Origin of the sequence: Nonomuraea sp. NPDC048882 (assembly GCF_040649755.1) — a bacterium.
Lineage (GTDB): Bacteria > Actinomycetota > Actinomycetes > Streptosporangiales > Streptosporangiaceae > Nonomuraea > Nonomuraea maheshkhaliensis.
Genome location: NZ_JBEZGB010000004.1, coordinates 428,863 through 453,997, shown reverse-complemented (window position 1 = coordinate 453,997; position 25,135 = coordinate 428,863). Strand labels below are relative to the sequence as shown.

Sequence of the window (25,135 nt, the reverse complement as noted above, 5' to 3'; positions counted from 1 at the left end):
CGCCCTGCGGCATCTCCGTGCCCGCAGCACGAACGACCTTGGAGGTCGGCTTGGCCATTGAGGAGTACCACGGACTACACGCCGAACCGCCGGAGCGGGGCTCCGAGAAGATCGTCTGGTATCCCGTCACGGCCAGGCATCCCTCGGTGCGGGTCAAGGCCCACACATGCGAGGCGGAGCCGGTGGTGTACGAGCTGTGCGCCGCGGGCGGCCTGATGCACATCCGCCGGACCGACCGGAGGGGCAAGGAGGTCGTGGTCACGGAGACCAACTGGGTCAAGACGGCCGAAGCACTGAAGATGTGGAGCACCCTCGTCCAGGACGACGAACAATGACCAGGCAAGGGGATCAGGGGAAGGAACTGGAAAGCACCGGCCCGCCGACCGACGCGAGGACGAGGCGCCGTGGCCCAGCACGCCGACCCGGCGTCCGGTCAGGTCAGACCCGCAGGCCCCTGCGGCTGTCGCCGACGATCGCGGGGACCGCGGCCAGCAGGAGGGCGGCGGCGGTCATGGCGAAGGCGGCGAAGGCGCTTCTCAACATGGTGGTGCCTCGATCTGAGCTGAAGTGACCGTTCACCAGCCGTCCTACCCGTGCGACCGGCTCAGGACGGCAACGCCCAGCCCCAGAGCTCTTTACCGCCGCCCGCCGCACTCCGCCCGCCGCCCGAGGGGCCTTACCGCGACCCCCGCTCAGCTCGGGACCTTTCACCACAACCCCCACTCCAGCCGGGGGCTTCACCACAGCTCCACTCAGTTCGAGACTCCTCACCGCAGTCCCACTCCGACCGGAGCTCGCTACCGCAGGCCCCACTCAGCCCGCAGCCCCGCCAGGGCCTCGTGGAAGCCGGGGAAGGTCTTCTTCACGCACCCCGGGTCGTCCAGGGTGATCCCCGGGGTGCGCAGTCCCGCCACGGCGAACGACATCGCGATGCGGTGGTCGCCGTGGCAGGCGATCTCGGCCGGCCGAGGCGTGCCGGACTGGATCTCGATCCAGTCGCGGCCCGTGCTCACCTCGATGCCGAGGCGGCGCAGGTTCTCGGCGCACGCCTCCAGCCGGTCGCACTCCTTGACCCTGATGTTGTGCACGTCCTCGATTCGTACGGGGCCGTCGGCGAACGGGGCGATGGCGGCCAGCGTCGGGACGGTGTCGGAGATGTCGCGCATGTTGACCGTCACTCCCCGCAACGTGCCCGTACCGGTGACCGTCACCGCGTCGTGCGACAGGTCGACGTCCGCGCCCATCTGCCGCAGGACCTCGGCGAAGCGTACGTCGCCCTGCATCGCGCCGGAGCCCAGCCCCTGGATGGTGACGCTGTTGCCGGTGAGCGCGGCGGCGGCGAGCGGGTAGCTCGCGGTGGAGGCGTCCGGCTCGATCGCGTAGCCGGACACGGCGGTGTACGGCCGCGCGGGCACGCGGAACGTCTCGCCCTCCCGCCGCACCTCGACCCCGAAGCTGCGCATCATGGCCAGGGTGATCTCCACGTACGGTGCCGACACCAGATCGGTCACCGTGATCTCCAGCCCCTCGGCGGTGAGCGGCCCGACGAGCAGCAGCGCGGTCAGGAACTGCGACGACAGCCCGGCGTCCAGCGTGATCCGGCCGCCCTTGATCCCGTCGGCCCGCACGGTCAGCGGATGGTGCCCCTCCTCGCCCTCGTGCGTCAGGTCCACCCCGAGCTCGCGCAGCGCCCGCGTGAGCGGCCCGAGGGGGCGCCGGCGCATCTGGGCGGAGGCGTCGAAACGGAAGACGCCGCGGCCGGCCGCGACGAGCGCGGGCAGGAAGCGCGCGGTGGTGGCGCCGTCGCGGCAGAACACGTCCCCCTCCGCCACCGGCGGCCCCTCCGGGCGTCCCTCGATCGTCCACGCCTCCGGCCCGCGCTCCACGCGGTAGCCGAGCGCGATCAAGCCCTCCGCGAAACCTTCCGTGTCGTCGGAGACCAGCGGCCGGCGCAGCACGGTCGTGCCGCTCGCGGCGGCGGCGAGGAACAGGGCACGGGCGGTGACGGACTTCGAGCCGGGAACGTGCATGAGGGTCATGGCAAGAAGCCTAGGACCCGCTCGTTCCTGGGCTGCCGCCGGTTAAAGTTCGCCTCGCATTCACCCCCACGACCGAATGCCCGGATTCCTCCGGGTAGGGGCAGGATCATGCGCTACAACGTGCTGGCCTGCGACTACGACGAGACCCTGGCGAAGGGCGGCCAGGTCGCGGAGGAGACGATCAAGGCGCTCGAACGGCTGTCCCGCGCCGGGTTCAAGCTGCTGCTCGTCACCGGCCGTCAGCTCGACGACCTGCTGAACGTCTTCCCGCACCCCGCCCTGTTCGACCTGATCGTGGCCGAGAACGGCGGCCTGCTGTACGACCCGCGCCAGCGCACCCGCGACGTCCTGGCCGCTCCCCCGCCGGCCGAGCTGGCCGACCGGCTGCGCGAGCAGGGCGTGCACCCGCTCGGGGTCGGTGAGGTGCTGGTCGCCACCCGCGAGCCGTACGACGTCCAGGTCCTGGGGGCGATCCGCGAGCTGGGCCTGGAGCTGCAGGTCGTCTACAACAAGGGCGCCGTCATGGTGCTGCCTCCGGGCGTGAACAAGGCCAGCGGCCTGATCGCCGCCCTCGACCGGCTGTCGGTGTCGCGGCACAGCGTGGTCGCGGTCGGCGACGGCGAGAACGACCACGCGTTCCTGACCGCCGCCGAGTGCGGGGCCGCGGTCGCCAACGCCCTGCCCGCCCTCAAGGACGCCTGCGACCTCGCCCTCGACGAACCCGACGGGCACGGGGTCGCCCACCTGGCCGGCCGGCTGCTGGCCGGCGACCTGGACGCCATGGAGCTCCCGCGCCACCACGTCCTGCTCGGGCACGCGGACGGCGAGGAGGTGCGGCTGCCCACGTACGGGATGGGGCTGCTGGTGGCGGGGCCGTCCGGGAGCGGCAAGTCCACGGTCACCACGGCGCTGCTCGAACGGCTCGTCGGCGACGGCTACCAGTGCGTCATCGTGGACCCGGAGGGCGACTATGCCGAGCATCCGGGCGTCACGGTGCTCGGCGACCCGGACCGGGTGCCCGGTGTGGACGAGGTGCTGCACGTGCTGGAGCAGCCCGGTCACAGCGTCGTCGTCAACCTGATCGGGCAGCAGCTGCGCGACCGGCCGGTGTACTTCGCCGAGCTGCTCCCGCGCCTGACCGGGCTGCGGGCCAAGCTGGGGCATCCGCACTGGCTGGTGCTCGACGAGGCGCACCACCTGATGCCCGCCGAGGTACGCGACGTACCGCTGCGGCATCCCGGCGACCTCGGCGCGCTGCTGATGATCACCGTGCATCCCGACGCGCTGAGCCCCGACGCGCTCCGGCTGGTGACCAGTACGGTCGCGGTGGGCAAGGAGCCGCGGAACACCCTGGCCGCGTTCGCCACGGCCCGCGGCCGCGACGTCCCCTCGCTGCCCCCGTCACCGGAGGACGAGCAGGCGGGCGACATCGCGTTCTGGCACGACGCCGACGGGCACGCGCGGCGGCTCACGCTCGCGCCCGCCCGCGCCGAGCGGACCCGGCACCGGCGCAAGTACGCGGCGGGCACCATGGCCAAGGACAAGAGCTTCTACTTCACCGGGCCCGAGAACCGGCTGCGGCTGCGGGCCAGGAACCTGCACACGTTCGTCGAACTCGCCGAAGGGGTGGACGACGACACCTGGCTGCATCATCTGCGGCGCCGCGACTGCTCGGCGTGGATCCGCGAGAGCCTGGGGGACGCCGAGCTGGCGGAGGAGGTGGCGGCGGTGGAACGTGAGGCGGACGGCCTGGAGCCGCGCGAAAGCCGCCGCCGCGTCGCCGACCTCATCGGCGCGCGCTACACCCTCCCGGCCGAACCCACAGCTTTCGACCCCGACCACCAGGACCGCTGATCCACAGCCGCCGGCGGTCGGACAACGGCCGGCGACCGCAGAGGCAGCATGAGCATGGTGTCAGGCGGGTGCGACCGGAGGCTTGATCGGGGTGCGGCCCCGGCCGAGCACCCAGAGCATGGCGCCCAGCGCGGCCACCTGGAGCGGCCAGCCCATGACGATCTTGGCGAACCCGAGCGCCGCCACCGCCTCGTCACCGCCGCCGAAGAGGTAGACCGGCCCCTGCACCGCCACCCGCACCGCGCAGGGCAGCATGAGCAGCCAGGTCAGCCGCGTGCACAGCCGCACGATGCCCTGGTCCTTGTGCCAGGCGGTCGGGTCACCGGTGACCGAGCCGATCAGGAACCCCACGACCGGCCACCGGGCGACGATCGAGATGAGCATGCCGACCATGTACGTGGCATTCCACAGGATGCCGGGCAGGAAGTAGTCTTTCGCGTCACCCGTACGGCTCGCGAAAAATGCCCCGATCGCGATGCCGATCAGGCTGTTGATCACGAACTGCGGCGTGGACCGCTGGATGATCCGTACGAGCAGCAGCAGCACCGACAGCGTGATGCTGATGATGAGCGACAGCTTCAGATCTTCGGACAGGATCCACGACAACGTGAAGGCGATCGTCGGGACCGCCGCCTCGATGATGCCGCGCACCCCGCCGAAGGCCTTGGCGAGCTGGGCTCGCACCGCCGCCTCGACGGTGTCGTGGGCGACCTCTTCAGCCTCAGCACTCACCTGATCAACTCCCTGGGCGCAGCTCGTAACGCGGATTGAACATCACCTTGCGCCCGTCCTGCATGCTGACCAGGCCCTCGGCCTTGACCGTGCGGCCGGGCTCGATGCCGGCGATCTTGCGGCGGCCGAGCCAGACCAGGTCGATCACGTCGGACCCGTCGTAGAGCTCGGCCTCCAGAGCCGGGGCGCCGCCCCTCGGGCGCAATGTCACCGTACGTAGCGTACCCGCCACGCAGAAGCGGCGGCGCCCGCCACACGAGACGATCGGGGTCGCGCCGACCTCGTCGGCGTCCTCCCGCAGCTCCTGGGCCTCGATCTCGGACTGGCTGGTGGCCAGCCGACTGAAGAACCCACGCAATCCCCCGCGTTTCGGGGGCTCTGCCGTACTCATGATGGTTCAGCCTATGTGATATCAGCCCTCAGCGAATCTCGCTGATTTCAGGTCCTCGTTTGAACGGGTTGAGCGCCGGCCGCTCGTCCCCCTCGCCGCCCGGCTGCTCGTTGGGCCGGCGCAGCGGGATCGCCTCCTCACGCGCCATCGGCTCGTCCCCGCGCACGACCACGACGTCCTTGATGAAGTCGATGTACGCCTCGGCGACGCTCTCGTCGGCCGCCGCCTTGCCGGAGATCACCGCCAGCAGGAACCAGCGCGGGCCGTCGATGCCGAGATAGCGGGCCGGCCGGGTCTCGCCGTCGGTCCGCATCTCGCCGGCCAGTTCGCTGCCGAACGGCCCTTCCCGCTCCTCCAGGTGCTTGGCCTGGGCCAGGATCTTCGTCTTGATCTCGTCCCACAGGCCCGAGCTGCGCGGCGCGGCCAGGGCCTGCAGCTGCAGCGAGCTGTCCTCGTACAGGACGACCACGCCGACGTGCTGGTCTCCCACGGAGGCCAGTCGCACGTCGAAGTCCGCGTTGTGCGGCAGCCGGAGGCCGCCCAGGTCGATCCTGTCGGTCTCCGGGTGGGGCTCGTCGGCGTCCCACGGGCCGGACTCGCGCGTGGGGGCGGCCGACTCCTGCTCGCCCACCTGCTCCGGCTGCTCACGACGACGACGTCGGAACACGTTCCTCACTCTCCCTGCTCATCGGACCGGCTGCTCCCCGGCCCTCTGTCCGTACGGCCGGCGTCCCCGGCCTGATGTTCCGTACAACCGGCTTCCCGGTCTGATGTCCCTATGACCAGTCACTCGGCCTGATGTCCGTACGGCCGCCGTTCTCTCTCTGATGTCCGTACAGCCGATTCCTCGGCCTCAAGCGCGTACGACCACTTCCCCTGCCTGTGTCCGCCGAACCCGGAACCCGGAGCGGACGTGGCACCTCGGCTCAGCGTCCCGTCGAGCCGAAGCCGCCCGTGCCGCGCGCGGACGGCGGCAGGCGCTCGGTCTCGGTGAAGGCCGCGTGTGCCACCCGCTGGATCACGAGCTGGGCCACCCGGTCCCCACGCCGCAGGCTGAACGGCTCCTTGGCGTCGGTGTTGATCACGGTCACCTTGATCTCGCCCCGGTATCCGGCGTCGACCGTGCCGGGGGCGTTGACCAGCGTGACGCCGTGTCGTGCCGCCAGCCCGGAACGCGGGTGGACGAACGCGGCATACCCCTCGGGCAGGGCGATCGCCACCCCGGTGCCGACGACGGCCCGCTCACCCGGCATCAGCTCCACGTCCTCGGCCGAGCAGAGGTCGGCGCCGGCGTCTCCCGGATGGGCGTACGACGGCGGCGGCAGCCCGGGATCGAGCCGCTGGATGAGGACCTCTACGTCGCTCAAGGGTTCACCTCGTAGTCCTGATGGTCGGCGGCGGTGGCGGCCAGGTCGGCGTGCTTGGCGAAGTGTTCCATGTTCACCTCGATGAACAGCGCTGCCGCGCGGACGGCGACCGGTCCGTCTGGAGCGCCGATGCGCCCCTCAGCCTCAAGGTACGCCTTTCTGCCCGCGATGCCGTTGCACCAGGCGCGCAGGTGGAGTGTCGTGCCCACGGGAACAGGGAGGAGGTAGTCGGTCTCCAGCCGTCCCGTCACATAGGGCTTGTGCAGCAGGTAGACGGACATTCCGATGACTTCGTCCATGGCGGTGGCCAGCACCCCGCCGTGCGCCAGCCGGGGCGCGCCCTGGTGCGCCTCGCCCACGGTGAACTCCGCCTCGACGGTGGCGCCGTCGGGGGTCCGCGCCGTCAGGTGCAGCCCCGTGGGGTGCGCGGGGCCGCAGGCGAAGCACTGGTCGTAGTGGGAGACCAGAGTGCTGCCCGGCGACGGCGCGCCGGACTGCGCCTCGGGCAGATTCGCGCCCGGCGGCGGGGTGGTGAGGGAGGAACGCGTCACGGGTGACGAGGTTACTCCGTGTCGCCTCACCGTCCGTCCACTACGAGGCCCTGTCGGCGTCGCGGGCCGGTGGATCTTCCTCCCGTGATGGGCCGTCGTCGCCCTGCGGCGGGCGGTGGTCGTCGCGCCATGGGCGTTCCCCGCCGTGCGGCCCCGGGCCGGCGTCGTGTGCCCCCGGGCCGTCGCCATGTTGTCCCGGGCCGGCGTCGTGTGCCCCTGGGCCGTCGTCGTAGGGTCTCGGGCCGTCGTCGGGAGGAACGGGAGGCGGGGGGCCGCCTGGTGGGTGGTCGTCGGGGCCTGGTAGCAGGGCGCGGGGTTTGTGTCTCAGCTCGGGCAGCGCCCGGTAGATCACCGCCGCCACCGGGACGGCCACGGCGGCGCCCGCGATGCCGGCCAGGATGCCGCCCACGGCCAGCACCAGGATGATCGCCAGCGGATGGAAGTTGAGCGCCCGCCCGACGATCAGCGGCTGCAGCACGTGGTTTTCCAGCTGCTGCTCGACGACGAGGATGCCGAGGAAGATCAGCGCGTAGACGAGCCCCTTGGCGCCCAGCGTGACCAAGGTCGCGACCGTGCCGGCGAAGAAGATGCCGACGATGGGGATGAAGCTGGCGAAGAAGATCAGCACGGCCAGCGGCGCCCACAGCGGCACCCCCATGCCGGCCAGCACGATGCCCATGATCACACCGTGCACGGCGGCGACCGCCACGGTGCCCTGGACGTAGTGGGAGAGCGTGGCCCACGCGGCCCGGCCCGCCCTGTCGACGCGCGGCGCGACCCCGCCGAAGGCCCGCAGGAACCACGACCAGATCCGGTCGCCGTCCTTGAGCAGGAAGAACGTCACGAACAGGAGCAACACGATCGACGCCAGCACCTCGACGGCCACGGCGCCGGCGGACAGCACGGTGCCGGTGATGGCCGTGCGCTGCGCGTTGACCAGGGCCGCGATCTCGTCGACGTAGTCGGTGATCTGCGCTTCCCGGAGGTGCAGCGGGCCGGTGATCAGCCACTCCTGCACGGTCCTCGCGGTCTGCTGGACCTGTCTGACCAGGTTGGGGAACTCTTCGCTGGCCCGCGCCCCGACCAGCCACCCCGTGCCGGTGAGCACGGCCAGGGCCACCAGCATGGTGATCCAGGTGGCGTAGATGGGGCGCATGCCCGTGTCGCGCAGGCTTCTGGTCAGCGGGAACAGCAGGGCCGTGAGCAGGAGCGCGATGGCCACGGGCAGGGCCACGAAGGACAGGGCGGCGATGGCCTGGACGAAGTAGTTGACGACCACGCCGATGAGGATCAGGCATGCGCACCACGCGGCCGTCCTGGCCAGGACGGGTGGCACGAGCTTGGTCGGTGGGTCGGGCAGCACGTGTTCAAGACTGGCATGTCCGGGGGCCGGATGCGCGCGGATAACGGGCCGGGCAGCTCACAGCGTAACAGGGCGGCCCGGTTCCGCCAGGTCCGCCCAGGGACTCCCGGTCCGCCCAGGGACTCCCGGTCCGCGCGGGACTTCCGGTCCGGGCGGTTCGGTCCCGACTGGTCCACGCGGGACTGCGGTTCGGTCCCGGCCGGTCCGCCCGCGGCTCCCGTTCACATAAATCGGTTTGTCCGGGTGAGATCGGGTCTGGGCAAGGGGTGGGGTGCGTGACACCGTCGTGCCCATGAAGGCTGTGGTGGTCCTCACCGTGCTGGCGTCCCTCCTCGCCGCCCCCGCCCCCGCGTACGCCTCCGGCGCCGAGCCGGCGCTGGACGTGCTCTCCAGTGCCGCCGACCAGGTCACCGGCGGCGACGCCCTGATCAGGGTCCGCCAGACTCGCGGCGCGAAACTCAAGGTGCTGCGGAACGGCGAGGACGTCACCTCGGTCTTCAAGCAGACGGGCGACGGGCTGACGGGCCTGGTGACGGGCCTGCGCGACGGCGACAACACGATCCCGCGGTGGCCTGGCCGCACCTGCGCAGCCTGCGGGTGCACAACCATCCGATCCAGGGGCCGGTCTTCTCGGGCCCGCACCAGTACCCGTTCTTATGCAAGACGGAACGAAGCGGGCTGGGGCCGCCGGTCGTGGACAACCAGGACGGCCAGGGCATGCGCGTCAGCGGCGGCTGGAGCAGGGACTGCTTCGCGCCCGTGGTGGAGGACCGCCTCTACCGCTCGACGGACGGCACGTACAAGCCGATGCCGGACGGACGCCCCGCCGACCTGGCGACGACCACGCTGCTGGACGGCCGGACGGTGGACTTCGTGGTCAGGCGGGAGCGGGGCGTCGTCAACCGCTTCATCTACTCGATCGCGATGCTGGAGGACGGCTGGAACGGCCGGGCGATGTACCGCTTCGACGGCGGCGTCGCGATCGGCCACGACCAGGGCACACTGGGCGGCTCCGCCCTCGACCCGTACGGGCTGGGCAAGGGGTACGCGGTGCTGCACTCGTCCGGCACCCGTACCTCCACCCACTACAACCTGATCCTGGGCGGCGAGACGGCCCTGATGGTCAAGGAGCGCTTCATCGAGCGGCACGGCCCGCCGCTCTACACGGTGGGCGTCGGCGCCTCGGGCGGCGCGATCCAGCAGTACGTGTACGCCCAGAACCACGGCACGCGGGTGATCGACGCCGCCGTCCCACAGTACTCCTATCCGGACATGGTCACCCAGACCATCCACGTGGGTGACTGCGAGCTGCTCGAACGCTACATGGACCGCGATCCACGCTGGGCGAGGTGGGACGACAGGACGGCCCTGATCGGCATGAACGCCAGCGACACCGTGGCCAACCCGTACACCGGCCGGCCCGGCTCCGACGAGTGCGTCAACGGCTGGCGCGGCCTGACCCCGCTGTCCATGAACCCGCTGTGGACCTCGAACGACGACCCCGAGTGGCAGCGGATGGACCCGCCGGGCGTCAAGGACACCGTGCACTGGACCCACTGGGACGACCTCAAGCACGTCTACGGCGTGGACGCCACCGGCTACGCCCGCTCGACCTGGGACAACGTGGGCGTCCAGTACGGGCTGAAGGCGCTCGTGGACGGCGTCGTCACGCCGGAGGAGTTCCTGGACGTCAACGCCGCGGCGGGCTCGTGGAAGGAGTCAGCCGACATGGTGCAGGAGGGTTGCCCGTTCGTCCGCTCCGCCTGCCCGGCCGACCTCGACCCGTGGAGCGCCCGCAACATGAACCTCGGCGACCCGGCCCCGAGGCGCACCGGCGACCCCGTGGCGATCAGGAACGTGGAGCGCAGCGGCCTGGTGTTCCGCGGCGACATCGACCTTCCGGTGATCGACTGGCGCCACTATCTGGAGGACCGGCTCGACATGCACAACGCGCACCAGTCGTTCGCCTCCAGGAAGCGCATGCTGGACCACGACGGCCGGGCGGGCAACCAGATCATCTGGTTCACCGACGCCCGCCCTGACGGGCCGGCGTTCGACCAGACGCCCGAGGCGCTGCGGGTGATCGACGAGTGGATGGCCAACATCAGGAAACATCCGCGCCGCGGGGTACTAGGCAACAAGCCGGCCCAGGCCGTGGACCGCTGCTTCGCCACCGACGGCACCCAGATCGCGGCCGGCTCGCACGTCTGGGACGGCGTGCTCGACCGCCGCTCCCCCGGCGCCTGCACCCGGCGCTTCCCCCTCTACTCGACCACGCGGATCGTGGCGGGCGGCCCGATCGAGGGCGGCGTCTACAAGTGCCGCCTGCAGCCGGTCGACCGTGCCGTCGCCCGCGGCCTGTACGGCTCCTGGCGGCCCACGGCGGACCAGCGGGCCCGCCTGAAGCAGATGTTCCCGACGGGGGTGTGCGACTACTAGACACAGCGCGGCAGGCCGGCGGAGTCTCGTTCGCCACTGATCGGCAGGAGCCGACCGGTTATAGGGTGACCTGCCATGGGCACCCACCGCCGCCCCGCCACCGAGGCAGAGGCCCGCGCGCTGGCCTCCTCCATACGGTTGCGCATCCTGCGGCTCTGCCTCGACCGAGCACTCACGAACAAGGAGATCGCCGGCCTGCTGGACGCCAACCCGGCCACGACCCTGCACCACGTACGCAAGCTGGTCGAGACCGGCTTCCTGGTGGCCGGGCCGAGCCGCCCGGGCCCGCGCGGCTCCACCGAGATCCCCTACCGGGCCACCGGCAAGTCGTGGGAGATGGACGTCCGCGAGGGCGGCGTCACGGGCGCGAACACCGAGCTCCTGGACGCCTTCGTGGCGGAGGCGAGGCTGTCGGAGCACGTCGAGGAGGGCGACGTCGACCGGCTGGCGCTCAGGCTCACCCCCGAGGGGCACACCGAGTTACGCCGGCGGCTGCGCGAGGTGCTGGACGACTTCCGCGCCCGCGTCCCGGCGCCGGACGGGCAGGCGTACACGCTGTTCCTGGCCTTACATCGCGCAGAAGAGCTCTGACGCGCGAGCCGGGCCGATCGGAGGCGATCGGCCCGGCCGCACCGGTCAGTCCAGGTGGACCTCGACCTTGAACGCCTCACCCTGCTCCAGGACGAACTCCTCGACGTTCCCCGCCGCGCACAGATCGTCCTGCGCCTGCCGCACCAGCTCCGCCTCCGGCGCCCACACGGTCAGCCGCGAGACCTCGGCCCGCATCGACTGCTTGGCCTCCGACTTGGCCTTGCGCACCTGCCCGAGCACCTCGGAGGCCACGCTCAGCACCGCCGGGTCGCCCGTGCCGCGTTCGGCGACCGGCCAGGAGGCGTGGTGGACGGAGCCGTCGCGCCACCACGACCACACCTCTTCCGTCACGAACGGCAGGAACGGCGCGAACAGCCGCAGCAGCACGTCGAGGGCCTGCCGCAGCGCCGCGTGAGCCGAGGCGGAGGCAGGGCCTGACTCGTACGCCCGCGCCTTGACCAGTTCCAGGTAGTCGTCGCAGAACGCCCAGAAGAAACGTTCGACCGCCTCGATCGCCCGGGTGTGGTCGTAGCCCTCGAACGCCTCCGTCGCCTCCTTGACGACGTCGGCCAGCGCCGCCAGCATCGACCGGTCGAGCGCCTCGGTGACCTCGCCGGCGCCGGAGCCATCCGTGTCCTCGGTGGCCAGCCCGAGCACGAACTTCGACGCGTTGAGGATCTTGATGGCCAGCCGCCGCCCGACCTTGAGCTGCCCGGTGTCGAAGGTGGTGTCGACGCCGTAGCGACCGTTGGCCGCCCAGTAGCGCACGGCGTCGGAGCCGTGCTGCTCCAGCAGGTCGATCGGGGTGACCACGTTGCCCTTGGACTTGGACATCTTCTTGCGGTCGGGGTCGAGGATCCACCCCGAGATGGCCACGTCGCTCCACGGCAGCGTCCCGAACTCGTAGTGGGCCCTGACCACGGTCGAGAACAGCCAGGTGCGGATGATCTCGTGGGCCTGCGGCCGCAGGTCGGCCGGGAAGACCCGCCCGAACAGGTCGTCGTCGCTGCCCCAGCGGCCGGCGATCTGGGGGGTCAGCGACGAGGTGGCCCAGGTGTCCATGACGTCGGGGTCGGCCATGAAGCCGCCGGGCACGCCGCGCTGCTCCTCGGTGTAGCCGGGGGGCACGTCGGAGGACGGCTCGACGGGCAGCATGTCCTCGGTGGGCAGGATCGGCGCGTCGTGGACGGGCTGCCCCGACTCGTCGATCGGATACCACACCGGGAACGGCACGCCGAAGAAGCGCTGGCGGGAGATGAGCCAGTCGCCGGTGAGCCCTTCGACCCAGTTGTCGTAGCGGACCCGCATGTGCGGCGGGTGCCAGGTCAGCTCGCGCCCGCGCTCCAGCAGCCGCCTGCGCAGCTCCTCGTCCCGCCCGCCGTTGCGGATGTACCACTGGCGGGTGGTGACGATCTCAAGCGGCTTGTCGCCCTTTTCGTAAAATTTCACCGTGCGCTGCACCGGCCGGGGCTCACCTTCGAGGTCACCGGACTCGCGCAGCAGCTCCACGATGCGTTCGCGGGCGCTGTGGACGGTCTTGCCGGCCAGCTCCTTGTACGGCTCCGCCTCCACGCCGTCGGGCGGCTCGGGCAGCAGCCGCCCGTCCCAGCCGATGACCGGCCGGGTCGGCAGGTGCAGCTCACGCCACCAGGTGACGTCGGTGATGTCGCCGAACGTGCAGATCATCGCGATGCCGGTGCCCTTGTCGGGCTCGGCCAGGCGGTGGGCCAGCACCGGCACCTCGACCCCGAACAGCGGCGTCAGCACCGAGGTGCCGAACAGCTCCTGGTAGCGCTCGTCGTCGGGATGGGCGACCAGCGCCACGCAGGCGGGGACGAGCTCGGGCCTGGTGGTCTCGATGAAGACCGGGCTCTTCTCACCGTAGAAGGAGATCTTGTGGAAGGCGCCGGGCCACTCGCGGTCCTCCAGCTCGGCCTGGGCCACGGCGGTGCGGAAGCTGACGTCCCAGAGGGTCGGCGCCTCGGCGAGGTAGGCCTCGCCGCGCAGCAGGTTGCGCAGGAACGCGCGCTGGGAGACCGCCCGCGACTCGTCGCTGATCGTGGTGTAGAGCAGCGACCAGTCGACCGACAGCCCGACCCGCCGCCAGACCTCCTCGAAGGCCTGCTCGTCGATGGCGGTCAGCTGCTGGCACAGCTCGACGAAGTTGCGCCGCGAGATGGAGATGTCTCGCTTGCCGGGTTTCTCCGGCGGGGTGAAGCCGGGGTCGTAGGGCAGCGAGGGATCGCAGCGCACGCCGTAGACGTTTTGCACACGGCGCTCGGTGGGCAGGCCGTTGTCGTCCCAGCCGATGGGGTAGAAGACGGCTTTGCCGATCATCCGCTGGTAGCGGGCCATGATGTCGGTGTGGGTGAAGGAGAAGACGTGACCGACGTGCAGCGAACCGGAGACCGTCGGCGGCGGCGTGTCGATGGAGTAGACCTGCTCGCGCGGCCTGGACCGGTCGAAGCGGTAGGTGCCCTCTTCTTCCCAGCGAGCTACCCATACCTGCTCCAGGCCGTCGAGAGTCGGCTTCTGGGGCATGGCGGGACTGCGTAGTCGCTGTTGAGTCATGCCTCCTTATGGTACGGCTTCGCGAGCGCGGCAAGCGGTACAGACTAGTGTTCGTTACAAAGGGGAAGGGAGATCGACATGGCGGAGGACAAGCCCGATATCGCCTGGCGTGTCGTGGGCGGCCTGGTGGGGCTGGTGACCGCTTGGGGGGCGCGGAAGATCCTCGCGTTCGCCTGGAAGAAGGCGACCGGCAAGGAGCCGCCCATCGACACGGAATCGCCCGAGGTCAGCATGGGCGAGGCGATCGGTTACGCCGTCGTCATGGGCGTGGGCATGTCGGTGGCGCAGATCGTGGTCAACCGGACCGCCAAGAAGCGCTACGACGCGTGGAAGGCTCTGCGGCAGGTGACTCCAGAGCAGTGAGAAACTCGCTCGCCCAGCGGTCCACGTCGTAGGTGGCGACCCGGCGGCGCATCGTGCGCATGCGCCGGGCCAGCTCGTGCGGCGTGGCCCCCATCGCCGTCAGCATCTGCCGCTTGACGTCCTCCACGTCGTACGGATTGACCAGGTAGGCCTGCCGCAGCTCGTCGGCGGCCCCGGTGAACTCGCTCAGCACCAGCCCGCCGTGCAGGTCGTGGTGGCAGGAGACGTACTCCTTGGCCACCAGGTTCATCCCGTCGCGCAGCGGCGTGACGACCATGACGTCGGCGGCGAGGTAGAGCGCGGCCAGTTCCTCGTGGTCGTAGGACTGGTGGAAGTACCACACCGGCTGGTAGCCGAGCTGGGCGTGCTCGCCGTTGATCCGGCCCACCTGCAGCTCGATGTCGTCGCGCAGCCGCCGGTATTCATCCACCCGCTCCCTGCTGGGCGTGGCGATCTGCACGAAGACGGCCTCGCCCGGACGCAGCCGCCCGTCGTTGAGCAGCTCGCCGAACGCCTCCAGCCGCTGCCCGATGCCCTTGGTGTAGTCGAGCCGGTCCACGCCGAGCAGCACGTGCTCGGGGTCGCCGAGCTCCATCCTGATCTCCTTGGCCCGCGCCACGATGTGCGGCTCGCGCACGAGGGAGTCGAGCTGCGCGAAGTCCACGGAGATCGGGAACGCCTGCGTGGTGACGATCCGGTCGTCGAGGAAGATCTCGTTCCCCTTGTACGGCAGCCCGAGCAGCCGTCGGCACAGCCGGCGGAAGTTGGAGGCGCCGCCGGGCAGCTGGAAGCCGACGAGGTCGGCGCCGAGCAGCCCTTCGACCAGCTCCTTGCGCCACGGCAGCCGCCAGAACAGCTCCGTCGGCGGGAACGGGATGTGCAGGAAGAACCCGATCCGCAGGTCGGGCCTGAGCCTGCGGAGCATGGCGGGCACGAGCTGGAGCTGGTAGTCCTGCACCCACACGACCGCGCCCTCGTCGGCCGCCTCCGCGGCGGCCTCGGCGAAGCGCTGGTTGACCATCCGGTAGGTGTCCCACATCTTCCTGTCGAACACCGGCGTGGCCACCACGTCGTGGTAGAGCGGCCACAGGGTGGCGTTGGAGAACCCCTCGTAGTAGAGCTCGACCTCACTGGCCGACAGCGGCACCGGGATGAGGCTCATGCCGTTCTGCTCGAACGGTTCGAGCTTCTCGTCGGGCGCTCCGTGCCAGCCGGCCCAGGCTCCGTGACGGCGCTGCATCACCGGGGCTATCGCGGTGACGAGTCCTCCGGGGCTCCTGCGCCACGAGGCCGTTCCGTCAGGCGCGAGCGTCCGGTCGACTGGCAACCGGTTCGCCACGATCAGAAACGAGCTACGGCCACTCACGCAGTCCTCCTCTTGGGGGTCACATGTCAGGAGAGCCGCCGATCGCGCGGCTCATGGCGGCCGCCACCGACTCAGGCCCCGCATGGGGGATGATCGCGGCGATATGGGAGTCGGGCCTGATGAGCCATGCCTCATCGGGCCCCGCGCCGAGCCTCTCAGCGAGCGAGCCTGTCCCATCCATCTCCGCGAGCCCGCGTACGGCGAGCGGCGCCCTCATGACCTTGCCCAGGACCTGCACAAACAAACTCGAATCGCACATATCACCCAATAGCACGAGAAATCCATCCCGTGTGAACTGCCGCAACCTCCCCCCGGGCACCAGGACGTCGGGCAGGATCACGCCCGGCGCGGGCGGGCACAGCGCGCCCTTCGGCGGGCGGCCCAGGAAGGGCCGCGACGGCTCCGGCGTGGTGAGCGGCGAGTCCGTGTACCAGAAGGGCTCGGCGAAGCGGCCGGAGTCGATCTCGGCCACCCGCCCGCCCTCCAGCGCGGCCCGCCGCCGCATGCGCTCCTCCACACTGGCCGGCGCGAGGAAGCGCATCGTGGCGGTCGTCACCTCCAGGTTCTCCAGCGCCGCCGCGTGCCGCTCCACGTGGTACGACTCCAGCAGTTCCTCCCCCGCCCACCCGTTGAGCACGAACGCCAGCTTCCAGGCCGCGTTCTCGGCGTCGGGCACGCCGGAGTTGAGCCCCCGCGCGCCGAACGGCGCCACCAGGTGGGCGCAGTCGCCCGCCAGGAGCACCCGGCCGACGCGCATCCGGGAGGCGACGCGCGAGTGGAAGCGGTAGGTGCTGTGCCACAGCAGCTCGTACGGGCGGTCCCCGACGATCTGCCGGATCTTGCGCGCGATGTCGGCGTCGGCCGGGATGAAGTCCGGCGCGATCTGCCAGTCGATCCGGTACGTACCGCCGGGGCACGGATGGATAAGCACCTGCCTGCCGGGGTTCCAGATCGGGTCGAAGTAGAAGCGCCGCTCGTTCTCCCAGCCCGGCAGCTCGGCCTTGATGTCGCAGATGAGGAACTGGTCCTCGTAGGTCTCCCCGGTGAAGGCGACCCCGAGCGCGCTCCTCAGTGCCTGCGCCCTGGCTCCGGCGCAGGCCAGCACGTAGGGGGCGCGCAGCACCCGCTGCCCGCAGCGCACGGTGACGCCTGAGGAGTCCTGGGTCAGGCCGGTGACCTCGTGGTCCCAGCGCACCTCGATGAGCGGCTGGGCGGCGATGGCCTCGTCGAGGATCTGCTCGGTGCGGGTCTGGGAGATGTTGACGCAGGCCGGCAGCGGCCCCTCGCGCTCGAACGTCCAGGAGAACAGCTCGCGGTCGCGGTAGTAGGTGCGGGCCGTGGTCCAGGCCAGCCCTTCCTCGGCCACCTTGCCCGCCCCGGCGGCGGCCCAGATGTCGAGCACGTCGCGCTGCTGGCAGATGGACTTCGAGCCGCCGCGCGCCCGCCCCGGCCGCTGGTCGAGCACCAGCACCTGGACACCCCAGCGGGCCAGCAGCAGCGCGGCACTCTGCCCGACCGGGCCCGCGCCGACGACGATGACCTGTGCCGCGTCGTTCATGTCTGCAGCTCGTCCCACACCTGCCGGTCGCGCTCCGCGGTCCAGATCCGCGGCCGCTCGACGCCGTGCAGTTCGTCCCACAGCCGGGAGACGTTGAACGGCAGGCAGTGCTCGAAGATCGGCCACTCGCCGTATCGGGGCTCCAGCGCCCGGTGGGTGCGCTCGAACGCCTCCTTCAGCGACCCGGAGGCGCGGCTCTCGTGCAGCATCACGGTGAGGAAGTCGCGCGTCTGCCCGATGGCCGCCGCCACGCCCTCCTCGCCCCTCGCCACCGCGCCCCTGCCGCCGACCAGCGTCTCGGCGCCGAACGAGGCCACCCGGTCGAGCGTCGAGGAGGCCCAGTCGCGGTGGAAGGCGTCGCCGGTGTAGAGGGCGGCCTGCGACTCGACCAGATCGCCGGCGAACATGATCCGCTGCTGCGGCAGCCAGGCCACCAGGTCGCCCTCGGTGTGGCCGCGCCCGCAGTACTGCAGCACCAGGTCGCCGCGCCCGCCGCCGAGGTCGATGGTGAAGCGGTCGCTGAACGTGACCGTGGGCCAGGTCAGGCCGGGGATCGACTCCGGTTCCTTGAACAGGCGGGGCATCCTGGCGTACTCGCTGGCCCAGTCCTGCTCGCCGCGCTCGGCGATCAGCTCGCGGGTCTTCTCGTGCGTCACGATCACGTCGGCGTCGAACGCCGAGGCGCCGAGCACCCTGACCGCGTGATAATGCGACAGCACCAGGTATCTGACCGGTTTGCCGGTGTGCTCGCGCAGCCTGGCCAGCCAGGCGCGGGCGGCCACCGGTGTGGCCAGCGCCTCGAAGCAGACGAGGAAGTCCTCGCCCTCGATCGCGCCCACGTTGGGGTCGCCCTCGGCCGTGAGCGCGTACACGCCTGGGGCGAGCACCTCCAGGGACTGCCTCTTCTCGCCGAGGTCCGCCGACGAGGCGAACGGCTTGGCCATCGCTTCTCCTCCCGCTCGGGCGTGACGCGGCCACGCGCGACCCGGACCAGGGTCAGCTCATGGGGAACGCGGTCACCACTCGTAGAACCCCTTCCCGCTCTTACGGCCCAGCTCACCGGCGGCGACCTTGTCCCGCAGCAGCGCCGGCGGCTCGAACCGGGGCCCCAGCCGGGCGTGCAGGTATTCGGCGATGGCCAGCCGCACGTCGAGACCGACCAGGTCGGTGAGCTTGAGCGGCCCCATCGGATGCCCGTAGCCGAGCGTCATGGCCGTGTCGATGTCTTCGGCCGATGCCACGCCCTCCGCCATCATGCGAATGGCCTCCAGCCCGAGCAGCACGCCCAGCCGGCTGGTGGCGAACCCCGGCGAGTCGTTCACCACGACGCTCGTCTTGCCGATGCCCGCCACGATGTCTCTGGCCCGCTCCAGGACCTCGCCGGACGTGGCCTTGGTGACGACGATCTCGACCAGGCGCTGCACCGGGACGGGGTTGAAGAAGTGCAGGCCGATCAGGCGTTCCGGGCGGTCGAGCACGGCGGCCAGCTCGGCGATGGACAGCGAGCTGGTGTTGGTGGCCAGCAGCGCGCCCTCCTGGACGGCCGCCTCGGCCTCGGCCAGCACCTCGGCCTTCAGCGCCGCGTCCTCGGGCACCGCCTCGACGACCAGGTCGGCGTCCGAGGGAACCGGGCCCATGGTGAGCCTGGCCAGCGCCTCGGCCTTGTCGACCGCGCCCTTGGACTCGGCGATGGCCAGCCCTTCGGCAATGCGCCACCTGGCGGCCTCGGCCTGCGGCTCCCGCACGGTGACGCGCTCGCCCGCGACCAGGAAGACCTGCGCGATCCCGGCGCCCATGCGCCCTCCGCCGATCACCGCCACCCTCATGGATTCACCCTCTTGACATGGAAGTCCCGCCGATGATTTGTTTACCGAACATTCGGTCAGTTGACAAGGGAGACCTTCCTTGGAGAGCGCGCGTCGCATGATGGACGCCGACACCGCCTCCGCCGCCCTGGGCATCGAGCTGACGGAGCTGGGCGAGGGCCGGGCGGTGTGCCGCATGCCGGTGACCGAGCGGATGATCAACGGCCATGGCCTCTGCCACGGCGGTTACGTGTTCCTGCTCGCCGACACGGCGTTCGCGTGCGCGTGCAACACCCGCGGCCCCGTCACGGTCGCGGCCGGGGCGGAGATCACGTTCGTCTCCCCCGCGCACGCGGGCGACGTGCTGGTGGCCGAGGCGGCCGAGCGCACCCGTTTCGGCCGCAGCGGCATCTACGACATCACCGTGCGCCGACCAGACGGTCACGTGGTCGCGGAGTTCCGCGGCCGGAGCCGGGAGCTGAAGTGAGACTTGGCGATCCCCCCGCACCCCACGAGCTCGACCCGATCGAGCGGGTGTCCCGCGACGAGTTGCAGGCGCTCCAGCTCGAACGGCTGCGGCACACCCTCGACCACGCCTACCGCAATGTCCCGCTTTATCGGGACAAGTTCGATCAGGCAGGGGTGCACCCGAACGACTGCAAAGAGCTCGGCGACCTGGCGAAGTTCCCGTTCACCACGAAACAGGACCTGCGCGACAGCTACCCGTTCGGCATGTTCGCCGTCCCCCGCGAGCGGGTCGCCAGGGTGCACGCCTCCAGCGGCACCACCGGCCGGCCGACCGTGGTCGGCTACACCCGGCACGACCTCGACGTCTGGGCGGAGGTCATGGCCCGCTCGATCCGCGCCTCCGGTGGGCGGCCCGGCGACATCGTGCACATCGCCTACGGCTACGGCCTGTTCACCGGCGGGCTGGGCGCCCACTACGGGGCCGAACGGCTGGGCTGCACGGTGGTGCCCGTCTCCGGCGGCATGACGCAGCGGCAGGTGCTGCTGATCGAGGATTTCCGGCCCGACATCGTGATGATGACGCCGTCGTACATGCTGGCGCTGCTGGACGAGTTCGCCGCCAGGGGCCTGGACCCGCGGGCCTCCTCGCCGCGCATCGGCATCTTCGGCGCCGAACCGTGGACCGAGCGGATGCGCCTGGAGATCGAGGACCGCTTCGATCTGCACGCCGTCGACATCTACGGCCTGTCGGAGGTGATGGGTCCCGGCGTGGCGAACGAGTGCGTCGAGAGCAAGGACGGCCTGCACGTCTGGGAGGACCACTTCTACCCCGAGACCGTCGACCCGCTCACCGGCGAGCCGGCCGAGGAGGGCGAGCTGGTCTTCACCAGCCTGACCAAGGAGGCCATGCCGGTCATCCGCTACCGTACGCGCGACCTGACCCGGCTGCTGCCCGGCACCGCCAGGCCGGCCTTCCGGCGGATGGAGAAGGTCACCGGGCGTACCGACGACATGATCATCCTGCGCGGCGTGAACGTGTTCCCGACCCAGATCGAGGAGGTCGTGCTGGGCGTCGCGGGCCTGTCGCCGCACTTCCAGCTGCACCTCACCCGCCCCGGGCGGCTCGACGTGATGACGGTCAGGGTCGAGGCGCGCCCCGGGCTCGGCGACGGGCGGGACGAGGCGGGCGAACGGCTGCGCCAGGCGGTCAAGGACACCGTCGGGGTGAGCGTCGAGGTCGAGGTGGTAGACCCCGAGACGCTGGAACGGTCGGTCGGCAAGCTCAGACGAGTCATCGACAAGCGGGATACTTAGGCACATGGCCACTCCGACCCCCACCCGGCCGCGCAGGCGGGGCCATGACCCCGAGTCCGTGCTGGCCACCGCCGTGGGCGTGTTCAACGAGCGCGGCTACGACGGCACCAGCATGGAAGACCTGGCCAGGGCGCTGGGGGTGACCAAGTCGGCCATCTACTACCACGTGCCGGGCAAGGAGCAGCTGCTGTCACGTGCGCTCGACCGGGCGCTCGACGGGCTGTTCGAGATGGTGGCCGACGAGCGCGCCTGCTCGGGGGCGGCGATCGAGCGCCTGGAGTGGGTGGTGCGCCAGAGCGTGCGCCTGCTCATCGACCGGCTGCCGTACGTGACGCTGCTGCTGCGGGTGCGCGGCAACAGCGGGACGGAGCAGGCGGCGCTGGCGCGGCGGCGGGAGTTCGACCGGTTCATCAGCGGCCTGGTCACGGAGGCGGCGGTGGAGGGCAGCATCAGGGCGGACGTCGATCCCGGGCTGGTGACGCGGCTGCTGTTCGGCAGCGTCAACTCGATCACCGAGTGGTATCAGCCGGCGCGTGGCGCCTCGGCGGACGATCTGGCCGACGCGCTGCTCAAGATGACCTTCGGCGGCCTGCGCGTCGATCCGGCCGCTTAGCCGGCCGTTCAGGCGGCTGCTCAGGCGTGGGGGCGCTCAGGCGTCGGGCCGGGCGTTCAGGCGTGGGCCGTTCAGGCGTCGAGCTGGTCGCGGGCCGGTGCGGAGCCGACCGCGCCGGGCACGCCGCCCGGGGGCAGCTTCACGCGCAGGTCGGCACGGATGGCCTCGCCCAGTTTCTTCGTGGCCATGCGGTTGAGCGCGCCGCCGGCGACCGCGCCGGTCAGGAAGGGCCCGAAGGTGGTCAGGTGACGGCCCAGCGTGCGCATGAGCCGGTTGCGCAGGGCGGTCTTGGTGGCGGCGCCGAGCGCCAGGGTGACGGACGCGGGGGCCAGCGGGTCGATGCCGCGCTGTTTCGCCCAGGCGGCCGTGAACGCGATCGCGCGCTGGGTGCCGGTGCCCTGGACGCGTACGCCGTAGACCTCGTGCAGCTCGGCCAGCAGCTTGACCTCGATGGCGGCGACGACGATGGTCTCGGCGACGAGCTGGGCGGGGGCGGAGAGCAGGAGGGGTGGCGCGGCGAACTCTGCCGCTGCCAGTGCTCCGCCGATGGCGCCGACCGTCATCGTGGCCTTCTGGGCGGTGCGCACCAGGTCGTCGGCGAGTTCCTCGCCGGTCAGGCCGTGATGATGCTCGGCGAGGGTGTGCAGGTCCCGGATGGGGATGCGCGGCGCGATGTTGAGGAAGACGTCCGCCAGCCAGCGGCCACGGCCCGCGCCGGTCTCCCGGGCCTTCCTGGCCCCGGTGGACAGCGCCCGGGCTAGTCGGCCGAGCAGCCTGCGCCGCTCGGCCGGTTCGAGCTCACCTGGCGCGGTGAGCCTGCCTACGAGCTCGCCGACCTCGTTATCGGGGTCGGCGACCTCACTGCCTGGTTGACGGTCTTTCTCTGGTACGGCCACGCGATGCCTCCATGTCTTGGTCGCGATCGCTCAGGGACGAACCGATACCGGTCCTCGCCATCTCCCCGAGACCGCTCGCTCCAGATGATCAGGCGGCGCACTCCCGGCAGACCTGCTGACCGTTCCTCTCGGAGGCCAGTTGGCTACGGTGATGCACCAGGAAGCAGCGTGAGCAGGTGAACTCGTCGGCCTGACGGGGGATCACCCGCAGGGACAGCTCCTCGTTGGACAGATCGGCGCCGGGCAGTTCGAGCGACTCGGCGAGATCGGTCTCGTCGATGTCGATACTGCCGGACGACTTGTCCGTGCGCCGCGCCTGAAGTTCCTGGAGGCTGTCCTCCCCCAGGTCGTCATCTGTCTTGCGCGGGCTGTCGTAGTCGGTAGCCATTGTGCTTACTCCATCCCCCTCAGCTATATGTCTTCGCGCTCATCGCGCGTCTTCTAACGTCCGGGAAGCCCATCTTGTGCCCGTTCCGTCGGGGAGATTTCCCATCGGTACCCCGCGGAAACGAACAACGAACCTCCCAACACGTCAGGGCCTGCTGCCGACGGCAATGGTTAGCCAAATATGGCGAAACCCACAGCCTTGGCGTCATGCACCACCGTGTTCGACGGCACATCCAACCACATGTGCGGCGCGAATGAGACGCCCCCCGTGCCTCAACACGCGCATCAACATGCGGACGAACGCGCCGGAACGCCACGGGTGTCAGCGCCTCGGCAGTCTGATGGTCACGACAAGTCCTCCACCATCGCGTGGCACGGCGGTCACATTTCCGCCGTGCGCCTGTACCACCGCACGGACGATGGACAGCCCGAGCCCCGATCCCTTGGCCGATTCCACGCGGTCGGCGTGGAGCCTCCTGAAGGGCTCGAACAGGCTGTTCACCTCGTACGCCGGGACGTGCTGCCCCGTGTTGGCCACCTGAACAACCAAGGCACCGTCCGCCATTCCCGTCCGGATCCATACTTTTCCGTTTTCGGGAACGTTGTACTTGACCGCGTTCTCCAGCAGGTTGCTCACGGAGCGCTCCAGGAGCACGGGATCGCCCACGGTAGGCGCGCTGACCAGTTCGGTGGTGATGGTTACGCCGTGCTCCTCGGCGAAGGGAGTGACCTGTTCCACGGCCGTCTGCGCGACTTCCTGAACGTCGAGCGGTTTACGCACCGCGAGTTCGCGTTCGCTCCTGGCGAGCAGCAGCAGCCCTTCGATGAGCTTCTCGTTTCGCGCGTTGACTTCGAGCAGGGTACGCCCGAGCGCTTTCAGGTCCGCGGACGCCTCGGGATCGGACAGTGCGATCTCCAGGACCGTCCTGTTGATGGTCAGCGGCGTACGCAACTCATGAGAGGCGTTGGCCACGAACCTGCGCTGGGTGTCGAAGGCGACGTTGAGCCGGGCGAGCATGGCGTCGAAGGTGTCGGCCAGCTCCTTCAGCTCGTCGCTCGGGCCCTCCAGGGCGATGCGCTGGTGGGCGAGCGTGCTCTCCGACAGCTTCTTGGCGGTGGCGGTCATCTGCGCGACGGGCTTGAGCGCCCGGTCGGCCACGAAGTAGCCGATGATGAGCGCCAGGATCCCCACGCCCACCAGCGCGAAGGGTGCGCTGCTGAGCAGTCCGTCACGGGCGTTGGCGATGGCCAGTTCCTGGAACTTGCGCCAGCTTCGCTGCAACTGCTCGTTCTCGTACGTAGGGCCCAGCCCGAGATCGATGTCCGGCCAGGCCGTGCTGATGGCCGTGCCGACGATGGCGTAGACCGAGATGAGCAGCATCGCCCCGGCCCCGAACACGAGCGCGCCGTAGGTGATCGTCAGCCGCCACCGGATGCTGACCTTGGCGGGGAGCTCCTTCACACGTTCCATGGTGGAGCGCTGAACGGGCTGGCGCGCCGGCGGAGGGGGGCCGTCCCACGCGGGCGGCCCCGTCGGCGGCGGCGCCTCCTGCACCCGCGTCGCCTTCCGCGCCGAATGCGGGCTGATCATGGGGTGCGTCGGCCCCGCCTCGCGTTCTGGCCTTTCAGTCACAACTTGTACCCAACCCCGGGCACGGTCTCGATCACCTGAGGCTCGCCCAGCTTCTTCCGCAGCGTCATCATGGTCACGCGGACCACGTTGGTGAAGGGATCGATGTTCTCGTCCCATGCCTTGTCCAGCAGGTCCTCCTGGCTGACGACGGCGCCCTCGGCCCGCATCAGCTCTTCGAGCACCGCGAACTCCTTCTTCGTCAGCACGACCTCCTTGCCGTCGCGCTCCACCAGCCGCTTGCCCGGGTCGAGCCGGATGCCGGCGCGTTCGAGCACGGGCGGCAGGGCGGGGGCGGAGCGGCGGCCGAGCGCGCGGACCCGGGCGACCAGCTCGACGAAGACGAACGGCTTGGCAAGGTAGTCGTCGGCCCCGAGGCCGAGCCCCTCCACCTTGTCGTCCACGTCGCCGGACGCGGTCAGCATGAGGATCCGCGAGGCCGTTCGCTGCTCGACCAGCCGCCGGCACACCTCGTCGCCGTGGACGACGGGCAGGTCGCGGTCGAGCACGATGACGTCGTAGTCGATGTAGGAGGTCCGTTCGAGCGCGCCGCCGCCGTCGTAGGCGACGTCGACCGCCATCGCTTCGCGCCGCAGCCCCGTCGCGATCGCGTCGGCGAGCACCCGCTCATCCTCAACCACCAGCACTCGCACGCCTGGCACACCTCTTTCCCGAATTCTGGGCCCTCATTGTGCCCACCACCTCGATAAGCGCACGGTAAGGCATGTTCAGGGCGGGGTGACCCCCCGGAGATGCGGAGCGAGGCGAATTTCATGTTTCGGAGGGCGACGAGCCGGGGTATGCCTGCGGGACACCCATTGCCCAGTCTTCATCCGG

24 protein-coding genes and 1 pseudogene are annotated in these 25,135 nt (G+C 70.5%); 9 read left to right on the top strand and 16 right to left on the bottom strand.

The window, feature by feature from the left end; genetic code table 11:
• The first annotated feature begins 50 nt into the window (after positions 1-50).
• Positions 51-335: a hypothetical protein gene (locus tag AB0C27_RS16395; RefSeq protein ID WP_357844107.1), complete on the top strand. Its 285-nt coding sequence runs from the start codon at positions 51-53 to the stop codon at positions 333-335.
• A 462-nt stretch (positions 336-797) separates the two neighbouring features.
• On the opposite strand, the gene aroA is transcribed toward AB0C27_RS16395, so the two are convergent.
• Positions 798-2,039: a 3-phosphoshikimate 1-carboxyvinyltransferase gene (gene aroA / locus AB0C27_RS16390; RefSeq protein ID WP_357844104.1), complete on the bottom strand. Its 1,242-nt coding sequence runs from the start codon at positions 2,037-2,039 to the stop codon at positions 798-800.
• A gap of 108 nt (positions 2,040-2,147) precedes the next feature.
• On the opposite strand from aroA, the gene AB0C27_RS16385 reads away from it, so the two are divergent.
• Positions 2,148-3,893: an HAD hydrolase family protein gene (locus AB0C27_RS16385; RefSeq protein ID WP_357844101.1), complete on the top strand. Its 1,746-nt coding sequence runs from the start codon at positions 2,148-2,150 to the stop codon at positions 3,891-3,893.
• 60 nt (positions 3,894-3,953) lie between these two features.
• On the opposite strand, the gene AB0C27_RS16380 is transcribed toward AB0C27_RS16385, so the two are convergent.
• From AB0C27_RS16380 to AB0C27_RS16355, 6 genes are all read right to left on the bottom strand, one after another.
• On the bottom strand, positions 3,954-4,625 hold the full coding sequence (locus AB0C27_RS16380) for a DUF3159 domain-containing protein (RefSeq protein ID WP_357844098.1): 672 nt from the start codon (positions 4,623-4,625) through the stop codon (positions 3,954-3,956).
• A 4-nt stretch (positions 4,626-4,629) separates the two neighbouring features.
• Positions 4,630-5,016, bottom strand: a complete 387-nt coding sequence (locus AB0C27_RS16375) for an OB-fold nucleic acid binding domain-containing protein (RefSeq protein WP_043614113.1) — start codon at positions 5,014-5,016, stop codon at positions 4,630-4,632.
• A gap of 28 nt (positions 5,017-5,044) precedes the next feature.
• Positions 5,045-5,683 carry a DUF3710 domain-containing protein gene (locus AB0C27_RS16370; protein WP_357844095.1) on the bottom strand — a complete coding sequence of 213 codons (639 nt, stop codon included), beginning with the start codon at positions 5,681-5,683 and terminating at the stop codon, positions 5,045-5,047.
• A gap of 259 nt (positions 5,684-5,942) precedes the next feature.
• Positions 5,943-6,383, bottom strand: a complete 441-nt coding sequence (gene dut / locus AB0C27_RS16365; RefSeq protein WP_357844092.1) for a dUTP diphosphatase — start codon at positions 6,381-6,383, stop codon at positions 5,943-5,945.
• The gene (locus tag AB0C27_RS16360) at positions 6,380-6,934 is read right to left on the bottom strand and encodes a PaaI family thioesterase (RefSeq protein WP_357844089.1); all 555 of its coding nucleotides are present in this window, start codon (positions 6,932-6,934) and stop codon (positions 6,380-6,382) included. The genes dut and AB0C27_RS16360 overlap by 4 nt, the downstream gene beginning before the upstream one ends.
• A gap of 40 nt (positions 6,935-6,974) precedes the next feature.
• Positions 6,975-8,297 carry an AI-2E family transporter gene (locus AB0C27_RS16355; RefSeq protein WP_357844086.1) on the bottom strand — a complete coding sequence of 441 codons (1,323 nt, stop codon included), beginning with the start codon at positions 8,295-8,297 and terminating at the stop codon, positions 6,975-6,977.
• A gap of 292 nt (positions 8,298-8,589) precedes the next feature.
• Between AB0C27_RS16355 and AB0C27_RS16350 the strand changes: the two are divergent.
• From AB0C27_RS16350 to AB0C27_RS16340, 3 genes and pseudogenes are all read left to right on the top strand, one after another.
• Positions 8,590-8,847: pseudogene (locus AB0C27_RS16350) on the top strand (DUF6351 family protein); the annotation flags it as partial.
• 17 nt (positions 8,848-8,864) lie between these two features.
• Complete coding sequence (locus AB0C27_RS16345; RefSeq protein WP_357844082.1) at positions 8,865-10,736, top strand: DUF6351 family protein; 1,872 nt, start codon at positions 8,865-8,867, stop codon at positions 10,734-10,736.
• A 75-nt stretch (positions 10,737-10,811) separates the two neighbouring features.
• Positions 10,812-11,327 carry a winged helix-turn-helix domain-containing protein gene (locus AB0C27_RS16340; protein WP_357844079.1) on the top strand — a complete coding sequence of 172 codons (516 nt, stop codon included), beginning with the start codon at positions 10,812-10,814 and terminating at the stop codon, positions 11,325-11,327.
• Between the two features lie 45 nt (positions 11,328-11,372).
• Here AB0C27_RS16340 and valS read toward each other — a convergent pair whose 3' ends face one another.
• Positions 11,373-13,898, bottom strand: coding sequence for a valine--tRNA ligase (gene valS / locus AB0C27_RS16335; protein ID WP_357844076.1), 2,526 nt, complete (start codon positions 13,896-13,898; stop codon positions 11,373-11,375).
• Between the two features lie 78 nt (positions 13,899-13,976).
• On the opposite strand from valS, the gene AB0C27_RS16330 reads away from it, so the two are divergent.
• Positions 13,977-14,261 (top strand): DUF4235 domain-containing protein, encoded by a 285-nt coding sequence (locus AB0C27_RS16330; protein ID WP_346101217.1) that lies wholly within the window; start codon positions 13,977-13,979, stop codon positions 14,259-14,261.
• Here AB0C27_RS16330 and AB0C27_RS16325 read toward each other — a convergent pair.
• From AB0C27_RS16325 to AB0C27_RS16310, 4 genes are all read right to left on the bottom strand, one after another.
• Positions 14,194-15,627, bottom strand: coding sequence for a trehalose-6-phosphate synthase (locus tag AB0C27_RS16325; protein WP_357844073.1), 1,434 nt, complete (start codon positions 15,625-15,627; stop codon positions 14,194-14,196). The two genes, AB0C27_RS16330 and AB0C27_RS16325, sit on opposite strands and share 68 nt — an antisense overlap.
• A 19-nt stretch (positions 15,628-15,646) precedes the next feature.
• On the bottom strand, positions 15,647-17,185 hold the full coding sequence (locus AB0C27_RS16320; protein ID WP_357844070.1) for an FAD-dependent monooxygenase: 1,539 nt from the start codon (positions 17,183-17,185) through the stop codon (positions 15,647-15,649).
• Positions 17,182-18,129, bottom strand: a complete 948-nt coding sequence (locus AB0C27_RS16315; RefSeq protein ID WP_357844067.1) for an MBL fold metallo-hydrolase — start codon at positions 18,127-18,129, stop codon at positions 17,182-17,184. Before AB0C27_RS16315 ends, AB0C27_RS16320 begins: the two co-directional genes overlap by 4 nt.
• Positions 18,130-18,201: 72 nt before the next feature.
• The gene (locus AB0C27_RS16310; protein ID WP_357844064.1) at positions 18,202-19,011 is read right to left on the bottom strand and encodes a 3-hydroxyacyl-CoA dehydrogenase family protein; all 810 of its coding nucleotides are present in this window, start codon (positions 19,009-19,011) and stop codon (positions 18,202-18,204) included.
• A 97-nt stretch (positions 19,012-19,108) separates the two neighbouring features.
• On the opposite strand from AB0C27_RS16310, the gene paaI reads away from it, so the two are divergent.
• From paaI to AB0C27_RS16295, 3 genes are read left to right on the top strand one after another with little or no spacing between them, the layout of a single operon-like run.
• Positions 19,109-19,477: a hydroxyphenylacetyl-CoA thioesterase PaaI gene (paaI, locus tag AB0C27_RS16305; RefSeq protein ID WP_346101301.1), complete on the top strand. Its 369-nt coding sequence runs from the start codon at positions 19,109-19,111 to the stop codon at positions 19,475-19,477.
• Complete coding sequence (gene paaK, locus AB0C27_RS16300; RefSeq protein WP_357844061.1) at positions 19,474-20,772, top strand: phenylacetate--CoA ligase PaaK; 1,299 nt, start codon at positions 19,474-19,476, stop codon at positions 20,770-20,772. Before paaI ends, paaK begins: the two co-directional genes overlap by 4 nt.
• Before the next feature lie 4 nt (positions 20,773-20,776).
• Positions 20,777-21,385, top strand: coding sequence for a TetR/AcrR family transcriptional regulator (locus tag AB0C27_RS16295; RefSeq protein ID WP_357844058.1), 609 nt, complete (start codon positions 20,777-20,779; stop codon positions 21,383-21,385).
• Between the two features lie 71 nt (positions 21,386-21,456).
• Here the strand turns inward: AB0C27_RS16295 and AB0C27_RS16290 are convergent, their stop codons facing one another.
• The 4 genes from AB0C27_RS16290 to AB0C27_RS16275 all read right to left on the bottom strand — a co-directional run bounded on the left by AB0C27_RS16290 (position 21,457) and on the right by AB0C27_RS16275 (position 24,951).
• Positions 21,457-22,281: a hypothetical protein gene (locus tag AB0C27_RS16290; protein ID WP_357844055.1), complete on the bottom strand. Its 825-nt coding sequence runs from the start codon at positions 22,279-22,281 to the stop codon at positions 21,457-21,459.
• A gap of 88 nt (positions 22,282-22,369) precedes the next feature.
• Positions 22,370-22,669 carry a DUF4193 domain-containing protein gene (locus AB0C27_RS16285; RefSeq protein ID WP_090929286.1) on the bottom strand — a complete coding sequence of 100 codons (300 nt, stop codon included), beginning with the start codon at positions 22,667-22,669 and terminating at the stop codon, positions 22,370-22,372.
• A 321-nt stretch (positions 22,670-22,990) separates the two neighbouring features.
• The gene (locus AB0C27_RS16280) at positions 22,991-24,139 is read right to left on the bottom strand and encodes a HAMP domain-containing sensor histidine kinase (protein WP_357844051.1); all 1,149 of its coding nucleotides are present in this window, start codon (positions 24,137-24,139) and stop codon (positions 22,991-22,993) included.
• 158 nt (positions 24,140-24,297) lie between these two features.
• On the bottom strand, positions 24,298-24,951 hold the full coding sequence (locus AB0C27_RS16275) for a response regulator transcription factor (RefSeq protein ID WP_346101226.1): 654 nt from the start codon (positions 24,949-24,951) through the stop codon (positions 24,298-24,300).
• Between the last annotated feature and the right edge of the window lie 184 nt (positions 24,952-25,135).

Excerpts from the sequence above, each read along its gene's own strand:
- aroA (WP_357844104.1), bottom strand. The coding sequence starts at position 2,039 with ATGACCCTCATGCACGTTCCCGGCTCGAAGTCCGTCACCGCCCGTGCC.
- AB0C27_RS16385 (WP_357844101.1), top strand. The coding sequence starts at position 2,148 with ATGCGCTACAACGTGCTGGCCTGCGACTACGACGAGACCCTGGCGAAG.
- AB0C27_RS16375 (WP_043614113.1), bottom strand. The coding sequence starts at position 5,016 with ATGAGTACGGCAGAGCCCCCGAAACGCGGGGGATTGCGTGGGTTCTTC.
- AB0C27_RS16340 (WP_357844079.1), top strand. The coding sequence starts at position 10,812 with ATGGGCACCCACCGCCGCCCCGCCACCGAGGCAGAGGCCCGCGCGCTG.
- valS (WP_357844076.1), bottom strand. The coding sequence starts at position 13,898 with ATGACTCAACAGCGACTACGCAGTCCCGCCATGCCCCAGAAGCCGACT.
- AB0C27_RS16330 (WP_346101217.1), top strand. The coding sequence starts at position 13,977 with ATGGCGGAGGACAAGCCCGATATCGCCTGGCGTGTCGTGGGCGGCCTG.
- AB0C27_RS16320 (WP_357844070.1), bottom strand. The coding sequence starts at position 17,185 with ATGAACGACGCGGCACAGGTCATCGTCGTCGGCGCGGGCCCGGTCGGG.
- AB0C27_RS16315 (WP_357844067.1), bottom strand. The coding sequence starts at position 18,129 with ATGGCCAAGCCGTTCGCCTCGTCGGCGGACCTCGGCGAGAAGAGGCAG.
- AB0C27_RS16310 (WP_357844064.1), bottom strand. The coding sequence starts at position 19,011 with ATGAGGGTGGCGGTGATCGGCGGAGGGCGCATGGGCGCCGGGATCGCG.
- paaI (WP_346101301.1), top strand. The coding sequence starts at position 19,109 with ATGATGGACGCCGACACCGCCTCCGCCGCCCTGGGCATCGAGCTGACG.
- AB0C27_RS16295 (WP_357844058.1), top strand. The coding sequence starts at position 20,777 with ATGGCCACTCCGACCCCCACCCGGCCGCGCAGGCGGGGCCATGACCCC.
- AB0C27_RS16285 (WP_090929286.1), bottom strand. The coding sequence starts at position 22,669 with ATGGCTACCGACTACGACAGCCCGCGCAAGACAGATGACGACCTGGGG.
- AB0C27_RS16280 (WP_357844051.1), bottom strand. The coding sequence starts at position 24,139 with ATGGAACGTGTGAAGGAGCTCCCCGCCAAGGTCAGCATCCGGTGGCGG.